At 64.7% G+C, this 19,714-nt stretch carries 18 protein-coding genes; 6 read left to right on the top strand and 12 right to left on the bottom strand.

The window, feature by feature from the left end:
* Positions 1–43: 43 nt before the first annotated feature.
* The gene (locus tag ACVW16_RS15320; RefSeq protein ID WP_456700014.1) at positions 44–691 is read left to right on the top strand and encodes a hypothetical protein; all 648 of its coding nucleotides are present in this window, start codon (positions 44–46) and stop codon (positions 689–691) included.
* Between the two features lie 122 nt (positions 692–813).
* Here ACVW16_RS15320 and ACVW16_RS15315 read toward each other — a convergent pair whose 3' ends face one another.
* From ACVW16_RS15315 to ACVW16_RS15295, 5 genes are all read right to left on the bottom strand, one after another.
* Positions 814–1,299 (bottom strand): F0F1 ATP synthase subunit B family protein, encoded by a 486-nt coding sequence (locus tag ACVW16_RS15315; RefSeq protein ID WP_456700013.1) that lies wholly within the window; start codon positions 1,297–1,299, stop codon positions 814–816.
* A 5-nt stretch (positions 1,300–1,304) separates the two neighbouring features.
* Positions 1,305–1,871 carry a F0F1 ATP synthase subunit B gene (locus ACVW16_RS15310; RefSeq protein WP_456737054.1) on the bottom strand — a complete coding sequence of 189 codons (567 nt, stop codon included), beginning with the start codon at positions 1,869–1,871 and terminating at the stop codon, positions 1,305–1,307.
* Positions 1,872–1,932: 61 nt separating this feature from the next.
* Positions 1,933–2,160, bottom strand: a complete 228-nt coding sequence (locus ACVW16_RS15305) for a F0F1 ATP synthase subunit C (protein ID WP_092238250.1) — start codon at positions 2,158–2,160, stop codon at positions 1,933–1,935.
* A 53-nt stretch (positions 2,161–2,213) separates the two neighbouring features.
* Positions 2,214–2,963 (bottom strand): F0F1 ATP synthase subunit A, encoded by a 750-nt coding sequence (locus ACVW16_RS15300; RefSeq protein ID WP_092238255.1) that lies wholly within the window; start codon positions 2,961–2,963, stop codon positions 2,214–2,216.
* Between the two features lie 112 nt (positions 2,964–3,075).
* Positions 3,076–3,450 (bottom strand): AtpZ/AtpI family protein, encoded by a 375-nt coding sequence (locus ACVW16_RS15295; RefSeq protein ID WP_456700011.1) that lies wholly within the window; start codon positions 3,448–3,450, stop codon positions 3,076–3,078.
* A 284-nt stretch (positions 3,451–3,734) separates the two neighbouring features.
* Between ACVW16_RS15295 and ACVW16_RS15290 the strand changes: the two genes are divergently transcribed.
* A complete protein-coding gene (locus ACVW16_RS15290) occupies positions 3,735–4,268 on the top strand; it encodes a hypothetical protein (protein WP_456737055.1) in 534 nt (177 codons plus the stop codon).
* 18 nt (positions 4,269–4,286) lie between these two features.
* Positions 4,287–4,760: a secondary thiamine-phosphate synthase enzyme YjbQ gene (locus ACVW16_RS15285; protein WP_456737056.1), complete on the top strand. Its 474-nt coding sequence runs from the start codon at positions 4,287–4,289 to the stop codon at positions 4,758–4,760.
* Positions 4,761–4,826: 66 nt separating this feature from the next.
* Here the strand turns inward: ACVW16_RS15285 and ACVW16_RS15280 are convergent, their stop codons facing one another.
* Positions 4,827–6,512, bottom strand: coding sequence for an MFS transporter (locus tag ACVW16_RS15280; RefSeq protein ID WP_456737057.1), 1,686 nt, complete (start codon positions 6,510–6,512; stop codon positions 4,827–4,829).
* Between the two features lie 302 nt (positions 6,513–6,814).
* Here ACVW16_RS15280 and ACVW16_RS15275 point away from each other — a divergent pair, with 302 nt between their 5' ends.
* On the top strand, positions 6,815–7,486 hold the full coding sequence (locus tag ACVW16_RS15275) for a response regulator transcription factor (protein WP_456700007.1): 672 nt from the start codon (positions 6,815–6,817) through the stop codon (positions 7,484–7,486).
* Positions 7,487–7,882: 396 nt separating this feature from the next.
* Positions 7,883–8,911: an alpha/beta fold hydrolase gene (locus ACVW16_RS15270; protein WP_456737058.1), complete on the top strand. Its 1,029-nt coding sequence runs from the start codon at positions 7,883–7,885 to the stop codon at positions 8,909–8,911.
* Positions 8,912–8,915: 4 nt separating this feature from the next.
* Here ACVW16_RS15270 and ACVW16_RS15265 read toward each other — a convergent pair whose 3' ends face one another.
* The 6 genes from ACVW16_RS15265 to ACVW16_RS15240 form a co-directional block, all read right to left on the bottom strand.
* Positions 8,916–12,422, bottom strand: coding sequence for a PAS domain-containing hybrid sensor histidine kinase/response regulator (locus ACVW16_RS15265; protein ID WP_456737059.1), 3,507 nt, complete (start codon positions 12,420–12,422; stop codon positions 8,916–8,918).
* Positions 12,423–12,643: 221 nt separating this feature from the next.
* Positions 12,644–13,873, bottom strand: a complete 1,230-nt coding sequence (gene hemA / locus ACVW16_RS15260) for a 5-aminolevulinate synthase (protein ID WP_456737060.1) — start codon at positions 13,871–13,873, stop codon at positions 12,644–12,646.
* A 201-nt stretch (positions 13,874–14,074) separates the two neighbouring features.
* Positions 14,075–15,136: an MBL fold metallo-hydrolase gene (locus ACVW16_RS15255; protein ID WP_456737061.1), complete on the bottom strand. Its 1,062-nt coding sequence runs from the start codon at positions 15,134–15,136 to the stop codon at positions 14,075–14,077.
* 112 nt (positions 15,137–15,248) lie between these two features.
* Entirely contained in the window at positions 15,249–17,390 is a 2,142-nt protein-coding gene (locus tag ACVW16_RS15250) for a methyl-accepting chemotaxis protein (RefSeq protein WP_456700002.1), read from the bottom strand.
* Positions 17,391–17,557: 167 nt separating this feature from the next.
* Positions 17,558–18,277 (bottom strand): outer membrane protein, encoded by a 720-nt coding sequence (locus tag ACVW16_RS15245; protein ID WP_456700001.1) that lies wholly within the window; start codon positions 18,275–18,277, stop codon positions 17,558–17,560.
* 222 nt (positions 18,278–18,499) lie between these two features.
* Complete coding sequence (locus tag ACVW16_RS15240; RefSeq protein ID WP_456700000.1) at positions 18,500–18,820, bottom strand: hypothetical protein; 321 nt, start codon at positions 18,818–18,820, stop codon at positions 18,500–18,502.
* 215 nt (positions 18,821–19,035) lie between these two features.
* Between ACVW16_RS15240 and ACVW16_RS15235 the strand changes: the two genes are divergently transcribed.
* Entirely contained in the window at positions 19,036–19,326 is a 291-nt protein-coding gene (locus ACVW16_RS15235; RefSeq protein WP_456737062.1) for a hypothetical protein, read from the top strand.
* Positions 19,327–19,714: the final 388 nt, after the last annotated feature.

Below are 19,714 nucleotides of genomic sequence, written 5' to 3'. Positions count from 1 at the left end.
AGCCGGCGACAGGCCGGGATGTTGTCATGGAGTACTGGCGTTCATGAAGGAGCTTCGATCATTGCGGAATGCGCTGCGGCGGGGTCCGATGATCGCGCTGGCGCTGTCGGTGTTGTCGGCGACGGTCTCGCCGGTCGCGGCGCAATCGCTGACGGACCGCTTCAAGAGCCTGTTCGGCGGCAAATCCGACGAGCCTGCCCAGCCGACGCCTGCGCCGGGCCAGCCGGCCGCGGATGACGATCTCGATTGCCCGCAGGTCACGGTGCGCGCGGGAGCCTCTACCTATGGGGTCGGGGCGACGGGCAAGCCGGCCGTCGGCAACGACGTGCGCTTCCAGGCCTCGATCACCAAGATGGCGCGCGAATGTGTCCGCAACGGCGGCGAGATCACTGCGCGGGTCGGCATCCAGGGCCGCGTCATCGCAGGCCCCGCCGGCGCGCCTGCCACGGTCGAGGTGCCCCTGCGCGTTGCCGTGGTCCAGGGCGGGGTCGGCGAGAAGGTGATCGCCTCGAAGGCCTACCGGACCACGGTCGCGATGTCCGAAGGCGGCAGCGTGCCGTTCACCTTCGTCGCGGAGGATCTGTCGTATCCGGTGCCCTCGGCTGCGGTCGCCGATTCCTACATCTTCTACGTCGGGTTCGATCCCCAGGCACTGGCGCCCGAGCCGAAGGCGCGCGGGAAGAGGAAGTAGGTCTCATACCCCGGCTCTGCGGCGCAGCGTTGCACCGCACCGCGTCCGGGACACCACAGACCACCCAAACAAAAAAGCCGGCGCTCATCGCGCCGGCTTTTTGATGGGTGAGGCGTCTGCCCTCAGTTCAGCTTCTGGCGAACTTCGGTGATGCCTTTGGCGAGCAGATCGTCGGCGACCTGGCCCTTGACCGACTGCGACAGGATCGTCGAGGCGGCCTGGACGGCGGCTTCCGCGGCTGCGGCGCGGACATCGGCCAGCGCCTGAGCTTCGGCCAGAGCGATCTTGCTCTCCGCGGTCTTGGTGCGGCGGGCGACGAAGTCTTCCATCTTCGCCTTGGCCTCGGTCGCGATGCGCTCGGCTTCGGACCTGGCATTGGCGATGATGTCGGCGGCCTCGCGTTCGGCCGAGGCACTGCGCGCCTTGTAGTCGGCGAGCACCTTGGCCGCTTCCTGCTTCAGGCGCGTCGCGTCGTCGAGCTCGGCCTTGATGCGGTCGGCGCGATGGTCGAGCGCAGCCATCGCCTTCTTGAAGACCCCGAGATAGCCGAACACGACCATCAGGATCAGGAAGGCGACGGCGACCCAGGTTTCTGGTTCGAAGAACATATCGACTAACCCTTCAAGGACGCATCGACGGCGGCATTGACCGACGCCGTGTCAGGAACGACCCCGGTAAGCTGCTGCACGATGGTGCCTGCCGCATCGGCCGCGATGCCGCGGACGTTGCTCATGGCGGTCGCACGGGTCGAGGCGATGGTCTTTTCCGCCTCGGCGAGCTTGGCCGCCAGCTGCGCCTCCAGGTTCTTGCGCTCGGCTTCCGCCTGCGCATTCGCCTTGTCGCGGGATTCGTTGCCGATCGCCTGTGCCCGCGAACGCGCCGAAGCGAGCTCGCCCTCATAGGCCTTCAGCGCAGCCTCGGACTGATCCTTCAGCTTCTGCGCCTCGGCGAGGTCACCCTCGATCTTGTTCTGACGCGCTTCGATCGCGCCGCCGACCTTCGGCAGAGCGAGCTTGGACACGATCACGTAAAGCAAGACGAAGAAGATCGCGAGCGACACCAGCTGCGAAGCGAAAGTGCTGCTCTCGAACGGCGGAAACGCGCCGGCGTGATGGCCGCCGTCGGCTTCGCTGTGGGCGTCAGTCGCCGGAGCTTTCGCTCCGCCAGGACTCTCGGCCATGGAGTACTCCTGTTGCTGTCACGCGCCGCTCCGGATGAAGCGGCGCGGAAGAAGTCGTCCTTTAGAAAACGAACAGCAGAAGCAGCGCGATCAGCAGCGAGAAGATACCGAGCGCTTCGGTCACGGCGAAGCCGAAGATCAGGTTGCCGAACTGGCCCTGAGCAGCCGACGGGTTGCGGACGGCTGCGGCGAGGTAGTTGCCGAAGATCACGCCCACGCCGACGCCAGCGCCGCCCATGCCGATGCACGCGATGCCCGCGCCGATAAGTTTTGCTGCTGTCGGATCCATTTTAGACTCCTTGGAAGAAAGATTGGGTTTTGGGTGGAAATTCCCCGGACCGCTTAGTGTCCCGGATGAATGGCGTCGTTGAGGTAGATGCAGGTCAGGATCGCAAACACATAGGCCTGCAGGAACGCGACCAGGATCTCGAGGGCGTACAGCGAGATCGTGAGCGCCAGCGGCAGCACGCCGCCGACCCAGCCGATGGCGCCGAGCGAGAAGCCCAGCATGGCGACGAAGCCCGCGAACACCTTCAGCGCGATGTGGCCGGCCAGCATGTTGGCGAACAGACGGACGCTGTGGGAGACAGGCCGCAGGAAGAAGGACAGGATCTCGATGAACATCACCAGCGGCAGGATGTAGCCGGGGACGCCGTGAGGAATGAAGATCTTGAAGAACTTCAGGCCGTTCTTGGCGACGCCGTAGATCAGCACCGTGAAGAAGACCAGCAGCGCCAGCGCCACCGTGACGATCAGATGGCTCGCGATCGTGAAGGTATAGGGGATGACGCCGACGAGATTCGACACGCAGAGGAACATGAAGATCGAGAAGACCAGCGGGAAGAACTTCATGCCTTCCGAGCCGGCGGTCGAACGGATGGTCGAGGCGACGAACTCGTAGGAAATCTCGGCCACCGACTGCAGGCGGCCCGGAACGAGCTGCGTGCCGCTGGCAAGCATCAGGATCGAGATGATCGCCACCGCCACCAGCATGTAGAGCGATGAATTGGTGAAGGCGATCGTGTGATTGCCGATATGGCCCAGCGTGAAGAGCGGCTCGATGTTGAACTGGTGGATCGGATCGATTTTCATCGGCGCGGCATCTCTTGGTCTGCCGGGCTAGCCGGCGTGTCTCGGTCTGCCGGCCGGGCCGGCCCGCACCGGCGAAACCGGCGCGATCAATTCCTCTCTTGTTCGGATTCGCTCAAGACCCGCCGCGCCTGTCCTGACCCGCGCCCGCCGTTCTCACCACATTCACCACGCCGGCTACGAAGCCCAGCAGCGTGAACACGATAAATCCGAAAGGCGATGTCGACAGCAAGCGGTCGAAACCCCAGCCAATCCCCGCCCCGACGACGACCCCGGCGATCAACTCGGAGGATAACCGGAAACCAAGCGCCATCGCCGAGGCTCTGGCCGCTCCGTCTTCACCGTCACCTGCGGGTTGCTCGGTCTTGATGTGGCGGCCGCGAATTTCGGACAACCGCTGATCAAGACTTCCGAGCCGTTCGGAAAGCGCAGCTTCCTCGGGCGATCTATCGCGATCTCCATTCCCGTTGTGTCCCGTGTCCTGAGCCATGCCACGAAGACCCGAAACGCCGCGGTTGAATGGAAATTACGCCCGCCACCCTCAAAAGCCGCGCGGACCATACTGACCGCACATAATCAAGTCAAGCCAAGTCACGATCGCGTCGTGATCCTTTATCCGTCTGATTTCATTGAGGATATTTCCTTGTACGCCAGCGCTGCACACAGCGTGACGCCGCACCGCAGCAGCTCTCCGCGCGATCCGCCGATGCGTCGTCGCCCGCCGGGGTGTAGAATTTCGCGATGTGGCACCTGCGCGGCGTGGCGGAGAGCGCGATGAGACCTGCGAAATCATCCACAACATCAAGGCTTGCGGCCGTGGTCGTTGCGCTGACGGCGGTCAGCGGCACCCTGGCTGCGGCGCAATCGGCGCCCGACGGCGAAAACGGCCGGTACAGCGTGACGCCGATCCCGGACGGCGTGCTGCGGCTCGACACCCGCACCGGCACGGTCTCGACCTGCACCAGGAATGATGCCGGCTGGGCCTGCTACGCCGTGCCCGACGAGCGCGCGGCGCTCGATGCCGAGATCGGCCGTCTCCAGGCCGAGGTCGAAAAGCTCAAGGGGCAGCTCGCGGCAGGGCCGGCGGTCCCCGGCAAGATTGAGGAGGCGCTGCCGAAATCCGATTCCTTGAAGAAGGCCGAGCCGCAAGCACGAGAACCAAAGTCCGCCGAGGGCGACCGCAAGCTCGAGATCCCGCTGCCGAGCGACCAGGACCTCGATCGCGCGATGTCGTTCCTGGAAAAGGCCTGGCGGCGGCTGATCGACATGGCCAATCGCGTGCAGAGGGACGTGTCGGGGAAGATATGACGTGACGCGAGACATGTCATGACATCGGCCAAATCAATCACACGCTCGGCGCCATCGTCGGTGCAGGCCACGACGATCGTCTCGTCGCAGCTCGCCGTGCAGACGAAGGGCCGCGGCTTCACCGATCTCACCAGCGAGCTCGTGAAATTCATCGCCGAGGCTCGCGCCCGCGATGGCGCGCTGACGCTGTTCATCCGCCACACCTCGGCATCACTGACGATCCAGGAGAATGCTGATCCCTCCGTCCTCGTCGATCTCACCACCGCGCTCTCTCGGCTCGCGCCGGAAAACCTGCCGTGGACACACGACACCGAAGGACCCGACGACATGCCCGCGCATATCAAGACGATGCTGACGCAGACGTCGTTGCACGTGCCGGTGCTGGGCGGCAGGCTTGCGCTCGGCACCTGGCAGGCGATCTATCTGGTCGAGCATCGCGCGCGCCCGCACCGCCGCGAAATCGTGCTGCAATTCATCGGCTGCAATCAATAGGCCTCAAAAGCAGACCGGCCGCGGATCGCTCCGCGGCCGGTCGTTTGTCGGTGTCGCGCGAGGCGATCAGGTCTTGGTGATGTCGACGTCCTTGGTCTCGGGCACGAAGATCAGGCCGACGATGAAGGTCATCGACGCGATCGCAATCGGGTACCAGAGACCTGCATAGATATTACCCGTCGCGGCAACCAGCGCGACCGCGATCGGGGGCAGCAGGCCTCCGAACCAGCCGTTGCCGATATGATAGGGCAACGACATGGAGGTGTAGCGGATCCGCGTCGGGAACAGCTCGACGAGAGCGGCCGCGATCGGGCCGTACACCATGGTCACGAGGATCGCGAGGTAGGTCAGGACGACGATCAGCAGCGGCATGTTGATCGCCGACGGATCAGCTCCCTTGATCGGGTAGCCGGCTTCGCCGACCGCGGCCGTCACGGCGGTCGTGAACGCGGCGCGGGCGGCCGCGAAGGCCTTGGGATCGGCGCCCGTTCCGTTCACGGAGTCGAACGACTTGGTGCCGACGACGACCTTGGCGAGGCTGCCGGGCGCGGCGGGCTCCAGCCTGAAGTTCACCGATGATGCGATCAGCGCGTTGCGGGCGACGTCGCAGGAGCTGGTGAACGCCCTGCCGCCGACCGGGTCGAACAGCACATTGCAGTCCTTTGGATCGGCGACCACGGAGACCGGCGCAGTTGCCAGCGCCTTCTCGAGCGCCGGATTTGCAGCTGATGTCAGCAGGCTGAAGGCGTAGTGATAGGTCACCGCGCCGAGCAGACAACCGGCCAGGATGATTGGCTTGCGGCCGATCTTGTCCGAAAGCCAGCCGAAGAACAGGAAGCCGACGGTCGCGATCGCAAGCGCAATGATGAGCGCGATGTCAGCCGAGTTCGCCGGGACCTTGAGCGTATTGACGAGGAACACGCGCGCATAGAATTGCCCGCCATACCAGATCACGGCCTGACCGGCGGTGAGGCCCAGCAGGGCGATCAGCGCAACCTTCCCGTTCTGCCAATTGCCGAAGGCTTCCGACAGCGGCGCCTTGGAAGCCTTGCCTTCCTCCTTCATCTTCTGGAACAGCGGCGACTCCGAGAGCTGCATGCGGATCCAGATCGAGATGCCGAGCAGCAGGATCGAGAGCAGATAGGGGATGCGCCAGCCGCCCGAGAGGCCCGAATCGGCGAATGAGTCGGCGCTCATGCTGTTGCGGACGACGTAGACGACGAGCAGCGACAGGAAGAGCCCGATCGTTGCGGTGGTCTGAATCCAGGAAGTGTAGAATCCGCGGCGGCCCTGCGGTGCATGCTCGGCGACGTAAGTGGCGGCGCCACCATACTCGCCGCCGAGCGCGAGCCCTTGCAGGAGGCGCAAGCCGATCAGGATCGTCGGCGCCAGCCAGCCGATCGTCTGGTAGCCGGGCGTCAGGCCCACCAGGAAGGTCGACAGACCCATGATCGAGATGGTGACGAGGAAGGTATATTTGCGGCCGACGAGATCGCCGACCCGGCCGAACACCAGCGCGCCGAGGGGGCGAACCAGGAAGCCTGCCGAGAACGTCAGGAGCGCAAAGATGAACTGTGTGTTGGCGTCGAACGCCGAGTAGAACGCCTTGCCGATCTGGGCCGCAGTCCATCCGTAAAGATAGAAATCATACCATTCGAACACGGTACCGAGTGAAGATGCGAAGATGACCTTCTTCTCTTCGCCGGTCATTCCCCGCGCCCCGACGCCGCCGGCGGCCGCTGCCATTGTCATAGTTGGACTCCCCGAAGTTCGTTTCCTCGCGTCCCGGCTGTCCGGGCATGCCGGATCACCCCAGGTCTTGCCCCCAAGGTAACATCGGCGTGAAACACGCCCATATACGACTTTCGGCCTTGCGCACTGACACGCAACTGACGGCGCCGAGTTATAGTGCAGCGCGCCGGCACGGATTGAGGATTAACCCCTTTTCCAGCGCAGGAATAATGTGCCCTTGCATGCCACGGCCGACCGGGAAAGAATTGACCATCGCTCCGGTCCGGATTACTGGCGCTGATGTGAACGACAGCAAGAGAACGATGAACGCTCCCTCAACCCACCTCGTCATTGCCGACGATCACCCGCTGTTCCGTGATGCGCTGCGGCAGGCGGTGGCGGGCGTCCTGAGCACGGCGAAGATCGATGAGGCCGGATCGTTCGAAGACCTGACGAAACTGCTGGAACAGTCCTCCGACGTCGACCTGGTCCTGCTCGACCTCTCGATGCCCGGCATCTCCGGCTTTTCCGGGCTGATCTATCTGCGTGCGCAATATCCGGCGATTCCGGTGGTGATCGTCTCGGCCTCCGACGACAGCGCCACGATCCGCCGTTCGCTGGATTTCGGCGCCTCCGGCTTCATCCCGAAGCGCTTCGGCGTCGAGACGCTGCGTGATGCCATCCTCAAGGTCATGGAGGGCGACGTCTGGGTTCCCGCCGACACCGACCTGACGACCGCCTCCGACCCCGACATGACCAAGCTGCGCGACCGCCTGGTGACGCTGACGCCGCAGCAGGTGCGGGTGTTGATGATGCTGTCGGAGGGACTGCTGAACAAGCAGATCGCCTATGAGCTCGGTGTCTCCGAGGCGACCATCAAGGCCCACGTCTCGGCCATCCTGCAAAAGCTCGGCGTCGAGAGCCGCACCCAGGCCGTGATCGCCGCGGCGAAAATCTCCGGCGGCCAGTGGAAGCAGGGCACGCCGACGGGGTAGGGCGCTCCTCGCGATTTCGCGGATGTCCGTGGGGCACCTGATGGATCGCACGTGAACCGGACACGTGCGAATTGATCGGCGCCACGCGCGAGCGCACTCAGTTGTTGACGTTTTCCCAGAGCAGAAGAACCAAGCGCCATCCTCTGAGGATGGATGCGGACAAACCTCGCTGCGGCCGGAATTGACCCGCTCGGCCGTTCGACGATGTCAGCCTCCCCGGCAAGCTTTGTTGCAGAGTCTTGCAAACGAGTTCTGTGCCGGCCTCACAACGTCTTTTCACTCCAGACGTGCGTCCTGCGCAGCACGCTGATAGTCACTTGCGTAACTGCAGCGAGGCTCTCATAAGCCAAAATGGATGCCCGGCAGCGACCTCAGTGACATCAAAGGACCAAGACCATGACAGAGATCATCGACCAGCATCGCCGCCGCTTCCTCGGCGTCGCAGCCGGCACTGCCGCCGTCGGCTTTGGCGTGATCGACCTCGCGCGGGCCGAAACGGCAGCCGCGCCGTCTTCGGCAACGGCTTCCTTCGGCGCGATCAAGCAGATCAATGCGGGTGTGCTCGACATCGGCTACGCCGAAGCCGGTCCAGCGACCGGTCCGGTCGCCATCCTGCTGCACGGCTGGCCTTACGACATTCACAGCTTCGTCGACGTCGCGCCGATCCTGGCGCAGGCCGGCTATCGCGTCATCGTCCCCTATTTGCGCGGCTATGGGTCGACGAACTTCCTCTCCAGCGAGACGCCGCGCAACGGCGAGCCGGCCGCGCTGGCCGTCGACGTCATCGCGCTGATGGATGCGCTCGACATCAAGAAGGCGGTTCTTGCCGGCTTCGACTGGGGCGCGCGCACCTGCGATATCATTGCCGCGCTGTGGCCGGAGCGCTGCCGCGCGCTGGTCTCTGTCAGCGGCTATCTGATCTCCGGCCAGGCATCGGGAAGCGCGCCGCTGCCGCCTGCGGCCGAACTGCAATGGTGGTACCAGTTCTACTTCGCGACCGAGCGCGGCCGCGCCGGCTACGAGAAGTACACGCATGACTTCGCAAAGCTGATCTGGAAGCTGGCCTCGCCCCAGTGGAGGTTTGACGACGCCACCTTCGATCGCAGCGCCAAGGCGTTCGAGAACAAGGATCACGTCGCGATCTCGATCCACAATTATCGCTGGCGGCTCGGGCTCGAGAAGGGCGAGACGAAGTACGAGGAGATTGAAAACAAGCTCGCGGCGGCTCCCATCATCAGCGTGCCTGCGATCACGATGGAAGGCGACGCCAACGGCGCGCCACATCCCGATCCCGGCGCCTACGCCAAGAAGTTTTCGGGCCGCTACGATCATCGCCTGATCACGGGCGGCATCGGCCACAATCTTCCGCAGGAAGCTCCGCAGGCCTTTGCCAAGGCGGTCATCGATGCCGACGGCAGCGCCTGAGCCGTTACTCCGCCGCAACCATCTGCTGCGTGCGCCACTGCCCGAGCAGGGCACGCAGCGAAGCCGGCTTCACCGGCTTGTTGAGCACCGCGATCTTCTCGTCGCGCGCAGCCATCTGCACGGCGGGGCTGCGATCGGCCGTGATCAGGATCGCGGGGATGCTGTCGCCGAAGCGGCGGCGGATCTCGCGGATGGCGGCGATGCCGTTGCCGCGGTCGAGGTGATAGTCGACGAGCAGTCCGGTGACGCGCTTGCCGGCGGCCTCGATCGCCGATATCGCGCCTTCGGGATCTGCGACCGCGATCACCTCGGCGTGCCAGGCCTTCAACAGCGTCCGCATGCCGTCGAGGATCGCCGCGTCGTTCTCGATGCAGACGATCAGAGCGCCCGATATCGGCGCGCGCGCCAGCGGCGTTGCGCTTGTTAACGCCGCCGTCAGCGTCACGGCCTTGGCCGTCGGCACGATCACGGTGAACAACGAGCCGCCGCTTGCATTGGCGTCGATGGCGATGCCGTGGTTGAGCACGCGCGCCAGCCGTTCGACGATCGAGAGTCCCAGCCCCAGCCCGCGCGCGATCCGCGCACCCTGCTCGAGGCGGTGGAATTCCTTGAAGATCTCACCGCGCTTGAGCGCGGGAATGCCGACGCCGGTATCGTAGACGCAGATCTTGAGCGAGGCGCCATGGCGCCGGCAGCCGACCAGCACGCGGCCGCGCGGGGTGTATTTGATCGCGTTCGAGATCAGGTTCTGCAACAGCCGCCGCAACAGCAAGCGGTCCGACTCGACCGGCAGCGAGCAGGGCACGAAGGTGAGCCCGAGGCCCTTGGCGCGCGCGATCGGCGCGAACTCGATCTCCAGCGAGCGCATCAGATCGGCCATCTTGAAGCTCGAGATCGAGGTCGTCATCGCGCCGGCGTCGAGCCTGGAGATGTCGAGCAGCGCGCCGAGGATTTCCTCGATCGCTTGCAGCGATTCGTCGATGTTCTCGACCAGCCGCATCTCCTCGCCATCGTGCTGGCGCTCCACCAGGCTCGTGACATAGAGCCGCGCCGCGTTCAGCGGCTGAAGAATGTCGTGGCTGGCGGCCGCGAGGAAGCGCGTCTTGGAGATGCTGGCGTCCTCGGCGATGCTCTTGGCTCGCGCAAGCTCCGAGTTCAGTCGCGTCAGCTCCTCGGTGCGGTCGCGCACACGCTTTTCCAGCGTCGCATTGGCGCGCTCCAGCGCTTCCGCCGCCTCGAAGGTCGGCGTGACGTCGGTGAAGGTGATGACGAAGCCGCCGCCGGGCATGCGATTGGTGAGCACCTCGATGACCATGTGGCGTTCCGGCAGGCGCTCCAGATAGGGTTCGCTGTCGGTGGTGTAGGCCACCAGCCGCTGCTCGATCATCGCTTCGCGGTCACCCTGGGAGGGATCGCTCACGCCCATGAATTCCAGGATTTCGCGCAAGGGCGTGCCGAACTGGATGAAATGCGGTGGCACGTTGAGGAGATCGCCGAACTGCCTGTTCGAGCAGATCAGCTGCAAATCGGCATCGAACACCGCGATGCCCTGGCGCACATGGTTGAGGGCTGTCTGCAGGATCTCGCGGTTGAAATGCAGCGCTGCGTGCGAATCGTCGAGCAATTTCAGCGCGGCTTTCGCGGACACCGTGCGCTTGCGCAGCAGCAGCGACATCACGAGGCGCGAGGACGCGGCCCCGATCGAGGAGGCGATCAGGTGCTCGGCATGCTGCAGCAGCTCGAAGTCGGCGGGTGCTCCGGCCTCGAGCCGCATATTGCGCCGTGCCGAGAACGCATCGAACGACTGCCGGGCGCGATCGGGCCCGAGATATTGCGCGACGGTGCTCTGGATGTCCTGCACCGTGATGGTGGTGCGCCAGCGGCGGAAGTTCGGAGCGATCGGGGCGAGCGTGTTGGGGACGAACAGATCGGCCTGCACCAGCTCGATCGACGAGGGTTGACGTGCCAGCGACAGCAGCACGTAAGTGAGGATGTTGAGCGACAGAGACCAGACCACGCCATGCATCAACGGCGACAGGTCGGCGCCGAACAGCGCCTGCGGCCGCAGCGCCTCGATGCCGAACGGCCCATGCTGGAGCAGCAGGATGCCCGATGTCGAGGTGTCCATGAAGCTTGGGATGAACAGTGTGTAGAGCCACACCGCGAAGCCGACCAGCATGCCGCCGATGGCGCCGCGCGCGGTCGCGCGCCGCCACAACAGGCCGCCGAAGAAGGCAGGCGCGAGCTGCGCGATGGCTGCAAAGGACAAGAGGCCGATGGCCGCCAGCTGGGCGTTGCCGAGCGCGCGATAGTAGAAATAGGCCATCACCATGATGGCGAAGATGGCGAGTCGCCGCGAGCGCAGCAGGAAGTCGCCGAAGCCGGTGGCGGCTGCGCGTCCCTCGGGCCGTCGCTGCAGCACCAGCGGCACCACGAGGTCGTTGGAGACCATGATGGAGAGCGCGACGCATTCCACGATCACCATCGCGGTCGCCGCCGAGAGGCCGCCGACGAAGACTGCGACGCTGAGAAGTCCCGCACCGCCCTCCATCGGCAGGGCCAGCACGTACATATCGGGGTTGACAGCGCCGAACGGGAAGATGACGAGGCCGGCGAGCGCGATCGGGATCACGAACACGTTGATCGCGACGAGATAAAGCGGAAACAGCCAGCGCGCGCGGCTGACCTCGGCATCCGAGGAGTTCTCCACGACGCTGACGTGAAACTGGCGCGGCAGCAGCATGATCGCGCACAGCGACAGCAGCGTCATGGTCAGGAAATTGCCGATCGACGGCGAATAGTCGATGGCGCGCACCGCCTCCGGGGTCCTCATCGCGCGCTCGATCAGTTCGTGCGGCGAAAACATCCAGAAGGTGACGAAGATGCCGGCGGTGAGGAAGGCGACCAGCTTGATGATGGATTCGGTCGCGACCGCGAGCATCAGGCCGTGCTGATGCTCGGTCGCGTCGGTCTGCCGCGTGCCGAACAGCACCGCGAAGGCCGCCATCGCCAGCGTCACCATCAGCGCCATGTCGCCGAGGATCGGGATGTGGGAGAACGCCTGGTCCTCGCTCAGGATGACTTCGAGCGAGGAGGCCACCGCCTTGAGCTGGAGCGCGATGTAGGGCACCGAGCCGATGATGGCGATCAGCGCTACGGTCGCCGCCACGGCCTGGCTCTTGCCGTAACGCGCACCGATGAAGTCCGCGATCGAGGTGATGTTGTGGGCTTTGGCAAGCTGGATCACGCGGCGGAGCACGCCGGCGCCGAGCCCGATCATCAGAATCGGACCGACATAGATCGCGAGGAAGTCGGTCGAGGTACGGGTGGCAAAGCCCACCGAGCCGAAGAAGGTCCAGGACGTGCAGTAGATCGCCAGGGACAGCGGGTAGATCATCCCGGACGCGCGGCCGGGCCCGGCCTGCGAGCGGCGATCACCGTGGCTCGCCACCAGGAACAGGAACCCGATATAGCCGAAGGCGGCTGCGATCACGCCCCAGTCGTGCAGCATGGCGAGCGTGCTTCTCCCTGGGCGCAAAGGCGCCCGATCTCATTTTCCCTGCAAATCTAGCGCGTTGGCAGGGTAGAGGCGACAGCGAAATACCTGATAGAGGCGGGAACTGGGGGGCGTCGTTAAAGAGATATGGGCACGCTTCTGCGCTCCCTCCCCCTTGTGGGGAGGGGGTAGCTCAGGGGACGGTGCGGGTTGGATTCAAAGAGCAGCGAACACGCCTACTCCGCGGCCAGCGACTTATCGCTCAGCGGTAGACCCAGACGATCCCACACCTGCAGCAGCGCTTCGGCGAGCTGATCGATCAGGCCGTCGTCGTGATAGGGCGAGGGCGTGATGCGCAGGCGCTCGGTGCCCTTGGCGACGGTCGGATAGTTGATCGGCTGGATGTAGATGCCGTGGTCCTCGAGCAGGATATCCGAGGCCTGCTTGCACTTCTCGGGATCGCCGACGAACAGCGGCACGATGTGCGTGTCGTTCGACATCACCGGGAGACCTGCGGCATTGAGGATCGCCTTGACGCGCGCGGCGCGGTCCTGGTGGCGCTCGCGCTCCCAGCTCGAGGTCTTCAGATGCTTGATCGCGGCGGTCGCGGCCGAGCAGATCGCCGGCGGCAGTGCCGTGGTGAAGATGAAGCCGGGCGCATAGGAGCGCACGGCGTCGACGATATGGCCGTTGCCGGCGATGTAGCCGCCGAGGCAGCCGAACGCTTTCGCCAGCGTGCCTTCGAGAATGTCGATGCGATGCATGACACCGTCACGCTCGGCAATGCCGCCGCCGCGCGGGCCGTACATGCCGACGGCGTGGACCTCGTCCACATAGGTCATCGCGTTGTACTTCTCGGCGAGATCGCAGATCCTGGCGAGCGGCGCGACGTCGCCGTCCATGGAATAGAGGCTCTCGCAGGCGACCAGTTTCGGCCGGTTCGCACCCGCAGCCTTCAGCAGCGCTTCGAGATCGGCGAGATCGTTGTGGCGGAACACCTGCCGCTCGCAGCCGGACTGGCGGATGCCCTCGATCATCGAATTATGGTTGAGCTCGTCCGACAGGATCAGGCAGTTCGGAATGAGCTTGGCGATGGTCGCGATGCCGGTCTGGTTCGAGACGTAACCGGAAGTGAACAGCAGCGCGGCTTCCTTGCCGTGGAGGTCGGCGAGCTCGGCCTCGAGCTGCACCAGCGGATGATGCGTGCCGGCGATGTTGCGGGTTCCGCCTGCGCCGGTGCCGACGCGGGTCGCGGTTTCGACCATGGCGCCGACCACCTTCGGGTGCTGGCCCATGCCGAGATAATCGTTGGAGCACCAGATCACGACGTCGCGCTTGCCCTTGGGCGAGTGCCAGACTGCATGCGGGAACCGGCCGGCCGTGCGCTCCAGATCGGCGAACACGCGATAGCGGCGCTCGCTGTGGAGGCGATCAAGGGCGGAATTGAAGAACTCGGCGTAATCCATCGGTGCAACCTGAGACGGAACTGACCAAAAGGGCGCATCTGTTTAGAGCTTTTCCAGCTCTAATGTCCATGCGCTATCGCCTATAGGGCCGTGAGGGGCATTGGGCAAAATGCCCTATCCGACCCGACCCAACTTGATCCCGATCAAGTTCGCGCAGGACATGATGCTGCCCTGCACCATCGGTCCAAGGGCTGGACGCCCTCACGTCGTCCTGAACTGCAGCACGCCGTCCTTGGTCTCGGCGGTCAGCCGGCCCTCGACGATCATGTAATTGACGTGAGCGACGAGCTCGCCGGCGGCAAAGCCCATCTGGTGCTCGTCAAGCACGTGCTTGTTGAACACGACAGGCACCAATGCGCGCGAGGTCTGCGGCACCTCGCGGCAGGCTTCCGCGATGAGGCGGCAGCGCTCCTCGTGGTGATCGGCGAGCTGCTTGATGCGGGTCTTCAGCCCGTAGAACGGTACGCCGTGACCCGGCAGCACCAGGAGATCATAGGGCAGGGTGGTGGTGAGGCTCGCGAGTGAGGCCAGATATTCGCCGAGCGAGTTCTGGTCGGGCTCGACCGCCCACACGCTGACATTCGGCGAGATCTTGCTCAACACCTGGTCGGCGGAGAGAAACAGCTTGTCGTCGGCGCAGTACAGCATCACCTGGTCGAGCGCATGCCCGCCACCGGTGATCACCTTGAAGCGGCGCGCGCCGATCACGACCTCGTCGCCATGCGAGATACGGCGGTAGGACGGCGGCAGCACCGAGACGCGTTTGAGATAATCCTGGCCGCGGCCGAGCAGCTTCTCGGTGAGGGACTCGTCCATGCCGTGGCGGCGGAAGAACAGCCGCTGCGCCTCGCGCCGCTCCTCGGTGCCGCGGTTCTGGTGATAGACCGATTGCAGATATTCGACCTGCGACATCACCAGCGGACAGTTGAACCGCTCGACGATCCAGCCGGCGAGGCCGACGTGATCGGGATGCGAATGGGTGACGATCAGGCGCGTGATGTTGACGCCCTTGAGCGGACCTTCGAACAGCTTGGTCCAGGCCTCGATCGTCTCCTCGTTGCCGAAGCCGGCATCGACCATCGCATAGCCGTCGCCGTCGGCGAGCAGGTAGATGTTCACATGGTTGAGGCGGAACGGCAGCTTCAGCCGCGCCCACAACACGCCGGGCCTGACCTCCACGACCTCTTCCGGGCCGGGATGCTGCTCCCAGGGGTAGCGCAGCGCCTCGGCGGAGGACTGCACGGTATCGGTTTTTGCGTTCATGCCACCGGCTTAAACCCAGCGCGGGCAGGGCGCCAGCCGAAAAAGAAGGCCGGCCGGTCGCCGCATGGCGGTCATTCCGGCCGTATTCCGTAGCCCGGATGGAATCGGCGTCCTACGCAGCCCGCATGTTGTTGAGGAACGCGTCGATCTCTCCGCGCAGCAAGTCGGCTTCGCGGCGGAGTGCATCCGATGCGCTGAGCACCTCCGTGGCCGCGGCACCCGCTTCGGCTGAAGCGGTGGAGACGCCGACGATATTGCTGGAGACTTCGCTGGTGCCGCCGGCCGCGTGCTGGATGTTGCGGGCGATCTCGCGGGTCGCTGCGCCCTGTTCCTCGACCGCGGCGGCAATGGTCGTGGTGACGTCGTTGATCTCGCCGATGATCCGGCCGATGCCCTGGATGGCGCCGACGGCCGAGGTCGTGACCTGCTGCATGCTGGCGATCTGGGTGCGGATCTCCTCGGTCGCCTTCGCGGTCTGGCTCGCGAGGCTCTTCACCTCGGAGGCAACCACCGCAAAGCCGCGGCCGGCCTCGCCCGCCCGCGCCGCCTCGATGGTGGCGTTGAGTGCGAGCAGGTTGGTCTGCGAGGCGATGGTCTGGATCAGGTCGACCACGACGCTGATGCGGCTTGCGCTCTCGGCGAGGCTCTGCACCGTGGCGTCGGTGGCGCCGGCTTCGTCGACTGCCTTCTTGGCGATCGCGGCCGAAGTGACGACCTGCTTGCTGATCTCCTCGATCGAGGACGAGAGCTGTTCGGTCCCGGACGATACGGTCTGCACATTGACCGAGGTCTCTTCGGCGGCGGACGCAACCGCGTTGACCAGTGCGTTGGACTGGTCGGCGGTGGTCGACATGCTCTGCGCCGTCGACTGCATCGAATTGGCCGATTGCGCGAGGTTATCGAGCGCGGTGCGCACGGTGCCCTCGAATTCGGCGATCTTGGCTTCCATTTGCGCGGCGCGCTCGGCCTTGGCGGTGCGATCCTTGTCCTGCTCGCTCGCGAGCGCGCGGGCCTCGATCATGCTGTCGCGGAACACCGTCAGCGTTTCCTTCATCGCGCCGATCTCGTCGTTCTGGCGGGAGCGGACGATCTCGGTGTCGAGGTCGCCGGCCGAGAGCAGCTGCATGGCGCGCTGAAGCTCGCGGATGCGGCGCAGGATGTTGCGGCCGACATAGAGCCAGACGAACAGCGCCGAGCCGATCAGGGTGAGCCCGCCGAGTGCCAGCATTGCGGTCGTGGCGAGCGAGATCTCGTGACGCGCCTGGAAGGTCGACGCGTTGGTCTCCTTCTGCACGCCGTCGACGAGCGCCTGCACGCTGATTCCGAGCCCGACATTGAGCTTGCGCGTCTCGTCCAGGATGGTCTGGCCATAGTCGATCGCGTCGAGCTCCTTCTGGCGGATCTTGAATACGCCGGTCTTGCCTTCACCGAAGACAAACAGCTTCTCGACGGCATCGCGCACGGCTTGCATCGAGGGGAAGTTCGGGAGGTCCTCGAGGTTGGACTTGACGCGGTCGCGGGTCGTCTTGAATTCCTTCTCGATCGCCTCGAGCGTGTCGCTGCTGTTGGCGGAGAGCGCCGCCATCATGTCGGCGGCCATCAGATTGCCGTTGGCGGAGATCGTCGAGATCTGGGCGACCGTGCGGGCGGCTTCGGTGGCATCGTCGGCCGACACCTCCGCCGCACCGAGGATCGCATTGAGGCGCGTCTGTGCATCGAGCATGGCCGGGCCGGCAGCGCCGACAAAGGAACGCTGGACCTTCCGGAGCGCTTCATACTGCTTGTCGTGCAGCGCGCCGGTGTCGAGCCGCTCACGGGCCGCCGACACCAGGCTCTGCGTGGCCTCATCGATGCTCTTGGTGGTGTCGCGCAGCGCGTTCGCGGTCTGCTGGTCCGCGCCGAGTTCGATGATCTCGCCGAGCTTGGCCATCGCGAGCTGCTGGATGTCCTTTACGTTCCTGGTGCGCTCGTTCAGCGCATCATCGGTGGGCGAGGCGAGCAGGCCCGGGCCCTGTGCTGCGAGCGTCGCACTCTGCGAGGCGAGCTGAAGGCTGGCGGCGAGGCGCGGGATGTCGCGGCCGCTCAAATCCATCATGGTCGAGCCGAGATGCTTGAACACGAAGCCGGCGCCGGCTGCGATCACGAGGGCCATGCCCGCGATCACGGCGAAGGCCGCGAACAGGCTGCCGCGCAGGCCCCATTTCGGCATTTTGAAACGAGGTTTGATACGGCCAACGCTCAGACGGATCGCCATCGAAATTCCCCCACACGCGTAATCTTTTGTCATTTCGCTGCGGAGTATCCTTGGCCCGGGTTAAAAAATCGCAAGTTGCCCAAATGCTTGGCAGTTCCGCAGGGCGAAAAAAGAAAGGGCCGGCATCACGCCGGCCCTTGATCGTGGCGAGAGTTTTTCAGGCGCGATCAGTAGGACGCGACCGGGCTCGCCCAGTTGAAGCGGTAGTTGAGGCCGGCCTTGAAGGTGTGGTCGTCGGTGGTGAAGTTACCGGTGCCGACCAGCGGCCCCGCGGTGAAGTGCGCATCGCCGAAATTGTAATACTGGTACTCGGCCTTGGCCGACCAGTTCGGGGCAAACATGTATTCGAGGCCGGCGCCGATGGTGTAGCCGCTGCTGTGATTGCCGTCGATGACGAAGGCTGCCGGCACGCCGCCGACCGTCACCTTCTCGTTGTTGTCGGAATAGGCGTAGCCGCCCTTCACGTAGAGCAGGCCCGGACCCCAGGTGTAGCCGACGCGGCCGGTGATCGAGCCGAGGCCGCGCTGGTCGTTGGTATAGGCCACGCCGCCCGGGAACACCGCGCCGACATTGCCGGAGAGCCAGGAATACTGGGCTTCGGCGCCGACCACGAAGTTCGGATTGAGCTGCCAGTCTGCTCCGGCCTGCAAACCCCCGAGGAAACGGCCGTTGCCGTTGTTGCCGGTGGAGAGGCCGTTGAAATTGCTGTCGCTGGAGAACGCGCCGCCGATGTGGCCGCCGATGTAGAAACCGGTCCAGTTGTAGATCGGCGCGGCGTAGGCCGGCGCCTTGTTGTAATAGGGGCGGGCGCCGAGATCGGCACCGAACGCCGGAACAGCCGCGCCCACCGCGAGCAGCGCAACCGTCGCAAACAGAATCTTCTTCATCGTCCTAACTCCAACACTAAGGTCCCCGGCAGGCGCGCAGTTCGCGCCGCTTTGGTTTTGCAGATAGCTCGCTTTTGACGAAAATGCTGTCACATGCGTGGCATAACGGTGCCCAACCTAAGTTATTGGGCCACAAATGATTTTCGTACTTAATGGCGGCTTAAGAAGTGGTGAAGGAAGGTTTAATTCGCGCTGACTGCGGTAACTTGCGCGCGTGTCCCGTTAACCAAGACGCCGCCGCACCTCCTCGCGCATCTGCGCACGGAACGCCGCGCGCTTCGCGGGCCGGTCTTCCTCGCGTATGTCGTGGCGATCGAAGATGTCGAACTTGTCCAGGATCGGATAGCGATCGCTCGCCATTGCGAGCACGCGCAGCACCTTGGTCGCGGCCAGCGTCGGGCCGCGCACCTCCCAGCGCCGGATCGTGTCCGCGCCGCCGTTCTCCGGCAACGCACACAACTTCGCCATGTCGGCCGCATTGAGCTTGCGCCCGAGCGCGTCGGAGAGATCGTCGCGCAGTTGCTTCAATTCGGGGCCGGTCATGCTGTTCGTTCCGAGAGTCTCTGAAAGCCTTGCACTAGCGCTGATTCGGGTCGATCCGAAGGCGACACGTTCGTGATAGTGTGTCCGGGCCGATCGTGCCATATCGCAGCGTTCCGGCACATTTGCGCGCACGGAATTATGAACGGCGACCTATGGGAATTCTCCGCCGGATGAACACATGACTTACCAGCCCGCAGCGAACGAAGGGAATGGTCATGACAACGATGAGAATCGCCGTAGCCGCGCTCGTCGCGGCCGGGTTGGTGGTGGCGCCTTTCGCGGCTGAAGCGAAGAAGCATCGGTCGAGCAGGCATTACAGCACGGACGTGATGGTCCCTACCTACGGAAGCTCCGTCGTGACGGCGACGCCGCCAAGGACCTATGGGTCGTCCGGTCCGTCGATTGGAACCGTCACGGCGCCCTCGATCGGAACCTATAATTGGCCGTCGGTCGGCGTCACCAATGCGGTGCCGACCTGGAGCAACACCAATCCGCCGCCCAGGTGATCAAAAAGCCCGTGACTGCTGCCTTCCCGAAGCGGAGCGGGATGCCGAAGGAAACCGGCCTGCTCGGGCGAAAAACATACCGTGCGACGTCGCCGGATTCCGCGGCGCTGGCCGATCGGCGCAGCAGACGCCGCGGTCAATGTCGCAGCCGACAGGCCGGCAGACGAGCCCCGGCAAGCGGAACGATTTCAACATTGAGGTCTCCTCGTCATGCGAAGGCGTTCGCGCCGCGCGACAGTCGATAGTGCCATCGGAGCAGCGCGCTGATGTCTGGAGCTGCATCTGGGCCGTGATCCTTCGAGGCTCCGCGCACGCTGCTTCGCATCGTGCGTCTCGCACCTGCGGATGACGGGGCAGGCGAGGTGCTCGCAAGCCATCGAACGTGCGT

This window comes from Bradyrhizobium sp. USDA 4474 (genome assembly GCF_054057515.1).
The sequence above is the reverse complement of the archived record's forward strand: the minus strand, read 5'-3'. Positions and strand labels throughout refer to the sequence as shown.